Raw genomic sequence first — 7,641 nt, forward strand, 5'->3', positions numbered from 1 at the left:
CGTGCGGTGACCGCGGCGAAGCTGGCCAAGGCCGCCGCGCAGAAGGCCGCCGCGGAGACCCAGGCCGCCCAGAAGGACACCCAGCACGCGGCAGCGGCAGCCGCCCGCGCGGCGAGCGCCGCCCAGCAGGCCGCCAACGCCGCACAGACCGCGATCGACGCCGCGAACGCGGCCACGGATGCGGCCCGTGTCGCCGCGAACGCGGCCTCGGCCGCCGCAGCGGCCGCGGACGGCGCCGCAGAGGCAGCCTCCCAGGCCCGTGACGCCGCCGCGAACGCGGCCCTCGACGCCGGTCAGGCAGGCTCCGCCCGCAAGGCAGCCCAGCAGGCCCGCGACGCCGCCGCGGGAGCCCGTGCCGCCGCCAACGCCGCCGACTCGGCCCACACCGCCGCCGCCCAGGCCGCCGACGCGGCCAAAGCGGCCAGCGGCGCCGGCAGCGATGCCACCGACGCCGCGAACGCGGCCGACCAGGCCAACACCCTGGCCGACCAGGCCGGCGCCCACTCCGACGAAGCCGCGAACGCCGCAGCCAGCGCCCACCGGCACGCCCAGGAGGCGGCCCGTGCCGCCGACGCCGCCGAATCGCTGGCGAACGAGGCCGCCTCCGACGCCAGGGAAGCACGTGACGCGGCGAACGACGCGGCCACCCATGCCGAGAACGCGGCCAAGGCGGCCGACGACGCGGCCAAGCACGCGGGTGAGGCGGCGACCGCCGCCAAACAGTCCGCCGCGCACGCCAAGGAGGCCAAGAAGGACGCCGACGCCGCCAGCGCGGCCGTCGCCAAGGCTCAGAAGGTCCACGACTTGGCCGTGCGTATCGACGCCGAGCAGCTGACCGCCCGGACCAACGAGGCCATCGACCGCGCGAGGGACCTCAAAGCGCAGGAGGACCAGCGCACCGCGGCCCAGCAGGCAGCCGTACAGCAGGCCAAGGACCTTCAGGCCGAGGCAAGCAAGCTGGCCGACCAGGCCGCCCAGCCCGGCGCGGACCCGGCGAAGATCGCTCCCGAAGCCCGCAAGGTGGCCCTGGCGACCGCGAAGACCGGCCGCCCGTGGAGCCAGTCCGCGGCCCTGGTCGCCCTGGCCGGCTTCGACGCGGACGCAACCACCTACATCCGCACCGGCCGCCAGGAAGCCAGCGCCCAGGACGATCGCCAGGACGTCGGGCACCTTGCGCTAGTCGCCGGCTCGGCCGACGTGCGCGCCGCCGCCGCCAAGGCCCTCGACGGCGACGACTCAGCGGTGACCGCATTCCTGGCCAGCGGCCAGTACGAGGCGATGAAGCAGGACATGCGCCTCGTCGTCGCCCGGATCATCGCCAACGCCGGCCCGATCGAACAGCAGGCCGGCCGCACCGCACTCAACACCGACACAGCCGACGCCCTGCGTCAGTTCATCACCACCGGCGACCCGCTGGCGCGCACCCAGGACGAACGCGTCCGCGCCGCCCAGCTCACCGACACCAACAACAAAAACAACGGCCCGCAGGTCAGGGCAGCAGCCCGCATCGCCCTCGAAGGACCCTCCAGCCTGCTCCACGCCTTCATCACCGTCGGCCAGGACAAGGCCCAGCGCCAGGACCAACTAGGCGCCACCCACGAGGCCCAGATCCAGCAGCTCATCGCACAGGCCGCGGGCATCGCCGCCATCGCGCAGAAGAACGCGGCCGAGGCGGGCAAGGCAGCAGCCGACGCCGCCAGGGCCAAGGACGAAGCAGCCGGCTACGCCAAGCAGGCCGAACAGTCGGCCAACAACGCCAAGAGCTACGCCGCCCAGGCCGACGTCTACGCCACCCAGGCCGAACAGTCCGCCAAGGACGCCGCCGCCTCGGCCAAGACCGCCCGCGGCGCACAGCAGGACGCCGAAAACGCCGCAGCCGATGCCCTCAACTCCGCGACCTACGCCCGGTACTCGGCCGACTCCGCACGCAGCTCCGCCGACTCGGCCTGGACAGATGCCCAGCAGGCCCGTGCCTCCGCCACGGCAGCAGGCAAGGACGCCACGGCCGCCGCGCAGGCGGAGATGGATGCCTACCACACCGCAGTCGTCAAACAGCAGCAGGAAGCGGCGCGGTTTCGGCAGTTGGTCGAGGAACAGCGGAAGAAGAACAGTCAGCAGGACGATGACGGCAGCTGGATACCGGGGTGGCTCAAGGACACAGTCAACAAAATCAGCCCCTATGCGCAGGCGCTCTGGGACAACAGCCCGCAACTCGCCGCTGACCTGATCGAGAGCGTCGGCGGCGCCTTCCTGGCGGACACGGGAATCACGGAGGGCCTCGTAGGCGGAGGCGGCGGACTCTTCCTGTGCCCCGAGACAGCAGGTGCCGGCTGCCTCGAAGCTGTTATGGCGGTCAGCGGTGGTATAGCCGCGACCGGAAGTGGCCTCGCCATGGCCAACGAAGGCGTCCACCGCTTCAGCGACGACCTCGACCAAGCCCTCCGCGAAGCCCGGGAAGAACGCCCTGCTAAAGAGACATGCACCCAGTGCTTCGTGGCCGGCACCAAAGTACTCATGGCCGGCGGCCCTGCGAAGAACATCGAGACCATCAAGGCAGGCGACACCGTAGTCGCTACCAACCCGCTCACCGGGAAGACCGCACCGCGCAAGGTCGCACGACTGATCATCACCGACGGCGACAAACACTTCGACGAACTCACCCTCGACACACCCGACGGACCCCGCAAGCTCACCGCAACCTACGAGCACCCCTTCTGGAACCCCACGGAAAAGCGCTGGGTCAAAGCCCACGACCTCCGAGCCGGATCCACCCTGCTGAGCAGCGACGGAAGCACCGTCCGTGTCCAGGCCAACCGCGCCTTCGACCAACGAGTACGCACCTACAACCTCACCGTCGAAGACCTCCACACATACTATGTACTGGCAGGAAATACGCCGGTATTGGTACACAACAGCAACTGCGATCTCGTCGGCCCATCGAGAGCCACGCATATTCTTGATGGCGACGCCACCGGAGGCGGCCATCGATACCCTGGGGCGCCTGGGAAGACTCCGTTCCCTCAGGGGTGGAGTGACGAACAGATCCTGAACAACATCTCCGAGGTGGCCACCAATCCGAAGTCGACATGGACGTGGCAGAAGGGCGCTGAGGGTTCTACTTTTACGAAGAAGGGCCTACCCTCTAGGGTCGCGATTGTCGGCACGGTAGACGGCGTGCAGCTGCGTGTGATCTATGAGCCTGCAACTGACACGATCATCACGGCGCATCCTTGGCCCTAAGGCATGGCAAAGTAAGCGCGGTAATCATTGACTGTACGGCCCCTGGCTCCGGCTAGGGGCCGTGCGGCGGAAGGAGCTTGGGCAAGATGAGCGAAGCATTTGATGCCGTCAATCGGGAGGCATCGTGGGATCGGGCGAGAAACGCTCTCGACGCCGCAGCCGCTCTTCTTTTGCCGGGCGAATCGAGCGAGGCTCTGGTTGAATTTCGAGACTTTATCGCTCGCAACGAGTTGGAGCTCGCATTCGATGAGCTAGTTACGATCGGGGATGACCTGGAGCTGGATATCAGGTTCTGGTTGCTGCTCGATTCTGCAGCTCGCGAAATGCGGCTGTATTCGGCGGCGCTAGATGTTCCGCATCTTACGAGTGCGGATCTTTGCAGGCGCCATATCGCGGTTCATTCGGAGTCGTCGGCCTGATAGGAAAGGCACCTGCAGAAACCCAAGGGCCACTCCGGACAGGGTGCTTGCAAGTTCCGGGGTCGTGCGGCTGGTCGGGTTGTGACCGGTTGGGGTGGATGGCAGGGCAGGCACGGGCTTCATGATCATTGTGGTGACTAAGCCAGATGATCACGAGGTGGCCCGTGCCTGCTGCTGCATCCTCTCCCATTCCCGCCGTGCTGGTGAAGCTGGGGCCGCTGGACACCGACCGGATCGCCGACCTGCGCCCCTACTTCGACTCGGTGCCCGACCCGCGCGCACGGCGGGGCCGGTGGTACTCGCTGACAGCAATCCTGCTGGTGAGTGCCTGTGCGGTCGTCTCAGGAGCGAGGAGCATCGATGAACTCGCCGAGTGGGGTCAGCGTGCTTCGAACGCACTCCTGGCAGTGATCGGGATCCGCCGCCACCTACTCAGATGGCGGCGCACTCCGGCGCCGGCTGGCCGATCGCGACGGGCATCATCGAGGGAGCCTGCCGCCACCTGGTCAAAGACCGTCTCGACATCACCGGAGCCCGCTGGGGCCTGTCCGGAGCCGAGGCCGTACTGAAACTCCGTGCCCTGCGCGCCAACGGCGACTTCGACACCTACTGGGCCTGGCACGAACAACAGGAGTTCACCCGAAACCACCAGGCCCGATACCGCAACACCCTCAGCCTCGCAGCGTGATCAACCAGCCACCCTCACCGGATACGCACCCATCCGAGTGCTTGAGCCCGCCAGTTCGACACGCGTCTGCAGCCCGACCGCCCGGCAGTAGCGGCGGACATGCCCTCCACGTGATCCGCGAGCTACTTCAGGAACTGCGGTTGCCGCGGGCAGCCCGGATGCTGGCCTCCAGCACCTTCATCAGATCCGGCGGCGGTTGTGTCGGCTCGGCAGGTGCCGGCAGTTCCCGGCCGGAGCTGAGCGCGGCTACGAGCTGGTTGAGGGCTTCTGTGTAGTCGTCGTGGACAGCCCGGGTGTCGATCGCCTGCATCTGGTTCAGCAGCAGTTCGGCGAGCTCAAGTTCGCGGTCGGTCACCGGGCTGGTCGGCGCCGGCCCAGGCTCACGGATCTCGTCCGGCCAGAAGACGGCGTGGACGACCAGGACTCCGTGCCGGGGGCGCAGAACGGTCAGCCGCTCGCGCGAGCGAAGCGCCGTCTTGGCGATGCCGACCAGGCCGGTGCGTGCCAGCGCGGCGACCAGGAGCTCGTAGGGCCGCTCAGAGGCAGGACCGGCCGGTCGGGAGTAGTAGGCGCGCTGGTAGGAGATCGGGTCGATGGTGTCGGCCGGGATGAACCCCAGCACGTCGATGGCGCGGCGCGTGGGCAGCGGCAGCCGTTCGAGGTCGGCGTCGTTCAGGACGGCCGTGGTGCCGTCGGGCATCTCCACGCCCCGCGCCACGTCCTGATAGGCCACCTCCTGGTCCTCCAGCTCGCAGACCCGGCGATGGCGGATGCGACCGCCGTCGCTCCGATGTACCTCGTGCAGCCGGACGCGGTGTTCTTCCGTGGCCGGGCTGACCAGGACCGGTACAGAGACCAGGCCGAAGCTCACGGTCATCGTGATGGCCATGCCTCCATGGGACCGCTGGCCTGGGGATCTCGCATTTCAGAGGTGTTCAGCGTCTGTGTCGAAGCCGCGGTTGAACCCGCTCAGGAGCGGCTCCAGCTCCTGAGCGGCTCCGCACAGCGAGCACAGCCTCATGCCCGCCTTCTCGGCAGCATCCAGGGCTTGGTTCAGGGCCAGGACGGGCGCGCCCTGTGGTGCCTCATCACAGTCGGGGGCGTGCAGGACGCCGCGGTCGGACCCGCGCCGGCCGCCCAGGGTCTGCAGCACCCAGCCCGTCGGACGGCGCGGACCGAGGATCTCCCGCTCGATCGGCGGCGCCGGAAGGCGAGCGGTGGGGACGGCGTCGTACGAGACTCCCTCAACGCGCTTGACGTGGTCGGGGGCCTTCACCCACACCGTGTACCAGGCGGGCTCTACGGCGCCGTCAGCGGTGTTCTGCCAGGCCGGGACGGAAACCTTGAACAGCCAGCCCTCTGGCGTCTGCTGGCGTTCGTGGAGGCGTCCTGCGATCTTCTGGCCGTCCGGGAGGACCACTGTGATGGGCGGCGGCTCGGGCGGCGTGTCCGCCATGGCTACGCCTCCTGCGCCCGGCTGTCCGAGGCCGCGGTGAGAGCGTGCTTGAGTTTGCTGCGGGCGTGCGGACGCTCCGGCCCTGCGATCGTGTCCCAGAAGGCGTGCGTGAGGATCACGCCGGTGAGGTCGCGTTCCCTCTCTCGCAGCGCGGCGACCTCCTTGCGTTCCTGCTCCGACCAGCCCGGCGAGTCCGGATACGCGGGCGACGTGGCGAGCCAGTAGCCCTCGGGGCGCTGCCAGGCCTCCATCGGCTCCACGGAGTACGGCAGCCGCTCGTACAGGGCCGCGAGGTCGGCCCGCACCTGGTTGAGGTCCCGCTGCGCGGTCAGGAGATCGTCGGGAAACTCGTACGTTGCCACGGCCCAACAGTAGTTCGAGACGGCGGCCGCGCCGCCGGTACGGCTGGGGCCCCGGCGCCCCTGGCAGACGGTTCAGGGCTGGTCGGGCGGCGTCTCCTGCCAGTACCAGCCGTGGGCTGCCATGCACTCCTTCGTCCACTCCATCAGCAGGTGGGCGCCTTCCTGGGCGCGGCTCGCGTCGTGACCGCCATCGTTGGCGAACCACTGGATGAGGAGGCCGGCCGCCGGGCGGTCGACGTCGCCGGTGTCGCAGGCCGGGCACAGCTCCAGATGGATGGGCCGCCCGTGTTCGTCGTCCTGCGGCGCCACCGCGCTCATGATCAGGCCGCCTCGGCAGCGGGAACACTGCGGTAGTCGGTCGGAGAACCTGAGCAGCTCCATGGCCAGCCCCCTTGCTCTGGACGTGGCCCTCCACCCAAGACCCGCTGACCTGCGCCGTCAATCCCTTCGTCGGGCCAGGGACAGTCCGGTCGTCGTCCTCTGTCCACAGGCCAGTACAGGTGTGCTGATCACATGACTGATGACGACGTGCAGCGCGCGGCCGGGATCCGCGCCAAGATCATGGATGGCCTCTCCCGCGCGGAGCGTGCCCTGTTCACCCGGCCCGCGCCGAAATCCGCGCGAGCCCAGATGAAATTCCTTCGCACGCGAGAGAAAGGCTCCACCAAGACGCTGGCCGAGCGCCTGGGCGTCTCCCGCAAGACGGTGGAGCGCTACCTGTCCGGAGCGTCCAGGAAGCCGCAGAAGCGCCTCCAGGCGGCTCTGGTGAAGGAGACCGAAGCGGAGTGGCAACCGCAGCTCAGAGCGCAGGCACGGCAGCGTGCGGCCACGTCCGCAGGGCTGGTCATATCGTGCCGGGCCTACTTCGGGTTCGGCCCGGAGGGGACATCGGACGCGGGCCGGGTGCGGGACATCAGCGTTGCCGTCTCCCCTTCCCACGCGGACGCGATCCTGGCGGCGCAGGAGTCCGGAGCGACGGACAGCGATCTCCACAAGCTGGTTGCCGAGGCCATCGCGGACGCCTATTTCCGTCAAGGCGGCGGCGGGCGTGCAGGCGTGGAGGTGCAATTCGAGGATGTGGAGTGGCTCGACATCGCGTTTTAGCTGCACGGAATTCACGGCTTACCTGTCTACGGCCGCCGCACCACGACGCGGCGGCCGGAAATCCGTCACCGTTTCCGCGACGATTGGGAGGCTCGTGTGAGCACCCCCGTTCCCCGATCCCGCCGCCGTCTGCGCGCCTCCGAACCCGGCGCGGCCGCGCCCCGTCAGCCGGTCGACTGGGCGAAGGTCGGCCGCCGCTCGGTCCGCCGACGCGCCACCGGCATGACCGCCACCGAGGCTGCGGCCGCGCTAGGAAGCCCGGCTGTAGCAGCACCTCTGTCCCGTGCCACTGGATCTTGACCGTTTGCCATCGGACTTTGACGGACGCGAGTTTGTGTCATCGGAGTTTGATCACCGCAGGTCAGCGACTCA

Annotated in this window: 8 protein-coding genes and 1 pseudogene; 5 read left to right on the forward strand and 4 right to left on the reverse strand. The window is 68.9% G+C overall.

Going from position 1 to position 7,641, the window contains the following annotated elements; translation table 11 throughout:
• From ACH4UM_RS41425 to ACH4UM_RS41440, 4 genes and pseudogenes are all read left to right on the forward strand, one after another.
• Nucleotides 1-3,240: polymorphic toxin-type HINT domain-containing protein (locus ACH4UM_RS41425; RefSeq protein WP_398191750.1), on the forward strand; the 3,240-nt coding region annotated here is incomplete at its 5' end.
• Nucleotides 3,241-3,326: 86 nt separating this feature from the next.
• Entirely contained in the window at nt 3,327-3,659 is a 333-nt protein-coding gene (locus ACH4UM_RS41430) for a hypothetical protein (RefSeq protein ID WP_398191753.1), read from the forward strand.
• Between the two features lie 146 nt (nt 3,660-3,805).
• On the forward strand, nt 3,806-4,228 hold the full coding sequence (locus ACH4UM_RS41435) for a transposase family protein (RefSeq protein ID WP_398191756.1): 423 nt from the start codon (nt 3,806-3,808) through the stop codon (nt 4,226-4,228).
• A pseudogene (locus ACH4UM_RS41440) lies at nt 4,117-4,347 on the forward strand (ISKra4 family transposase); the annotation flags it as partial. The gene ACH4UM_RS41435 and the pseudogene ACH4UM_RS41440, both read left to right, overlap by 112 nt.
• Nucleotides 4,348-4,474: 127 nt before the next feature.
• Here ACH4UM_RS41440 and ACH4UM_RS41445 read toward each other — a convergent pair.
• From ACH4UM_RS41445 to ACH4UM_RS41460, 4 genes are all read right to left on the reverse strand, one after another.
• A complete protein-coding gene (locus ACH4UM_RS41445; protein WP_398191759.1) occupies nt 4,475-5,236 on the reverse strand; it encodes a Ku protein in 762 nt (253 codons plus the stop codon).
• Between the two features lie 36 nt (nt 5,237-5,272).
• Nucleotides 5,273-5,803 carry a DUF6233 domain-containing protein gene (locus tag ACH4UM_RS41450; protein WP_398191762.1) on the reverse strand — a complete coding sequence of 177 codons (531 nt, stop codon included), beginning with the start codon at nt 5,801-5,803 and terminating at the stop codon, nt 5,273-5,275.
• 2 nt (nt 5,804-5,805) lie between these two features.
• Nucleotides 5,806-6,165 carry a nucleic acid-binding protein gene (locus ACH4UM_RS41455; protein ID WP_398191765.1) on the reverse strand — a complete coding sequence of 120 codons (360 nt, stop codon included), beginning with the start codon at nt 6,163-6,165 and terminating at the stop codon, nt 5,806-5,808.
• Nucleotides 6,166-6,237: 72 nt separating this feature from the next.
• Nucleotides 6,238-6,546, reverse strand: coding sequence for a DUF6300 family protein (locus ACH4UM_RS41460; RefSeq protein ID WP_398191768.1), 309 nt, complete (start codon nt 6,544-6,546; stop codon nt 6,238-6,240).
• A 132-nt stretch (nt 6,547-6,678) separates the two neighbouring features.
• On the opposite strand from ACH4UM_RS41460, the gene tpg reads away from it, so the two are divergent.
• Nucleotides 6,679-7,269 carry a telomere-protecting terminal protein Tpg gene (gene tpg, locus ACH4UM_RS41465; RefSeq protein WP_398191771.1) on the forward strand — a complete coding sequence of 197 codons (591 nt, stop codon included), beginning with the start codon at nt 6,679-6,681 and terminating at the stop codon, nt 7,267-7,269.
• The last annotated feature ends 372 nt before the right edge of the window (nt 7,270-7,641 follow it).

The organism is Streptomyces sp. NPDC020801 (assembly GCF_044334385.1).
Lineage (GTDB): Bacteria > Actinomycetota > Actinomycetes > Streptomycetales > Streptomycetaceae > Streptomyces.

Bases quoted from the DNA above. Each gene is read 5' to 3' on its own strand.
- ACH4UM_RS41450 (WP_398191762.1), bottom strand. From the start codon at position 5,803: ATGGCGGACACGCCGCCCGAGCCGCCGCCCATCACAGTGGTCCTCCCG.
- ACH4UM_RS41460 (WP_398191768.1), bottom strand. From the start codon at position 6,546: ATGGAGCTGCTCAGGTTCTCCGACCGACTACCGCAGTGTTCCCGCTGC.
- ACH4UM_RS41430 (WP_398191753.1), top strand. From the start codon at position 3,327: ATGAGCGAAGCATTTGATGCCGTCAATCGGGAGGCATCGTGGGATCGG.
- tpg (WP_398191771.1), top strand. From the start codon at position 6,679: ATGACTGATGACGACGTGCAGCGCGCGGCCGGGATCCGCGCCAAGATC.
- ACH4UM_RS41445 (WP_398191759.1), bottom strand. From the start codon at position 5,236: ATGGCCATCACGATGACCGTGAGCTTCGGCCTGGTCTCTGTACCGGTC.
- ACH4UM_RS41435 (WP_398191756.1), top strand. From the start codon at position 3,806: ATGATCACGAGGTGGCCCGTGCCTGCTGCTGCATCCTCTCCCATTCCC.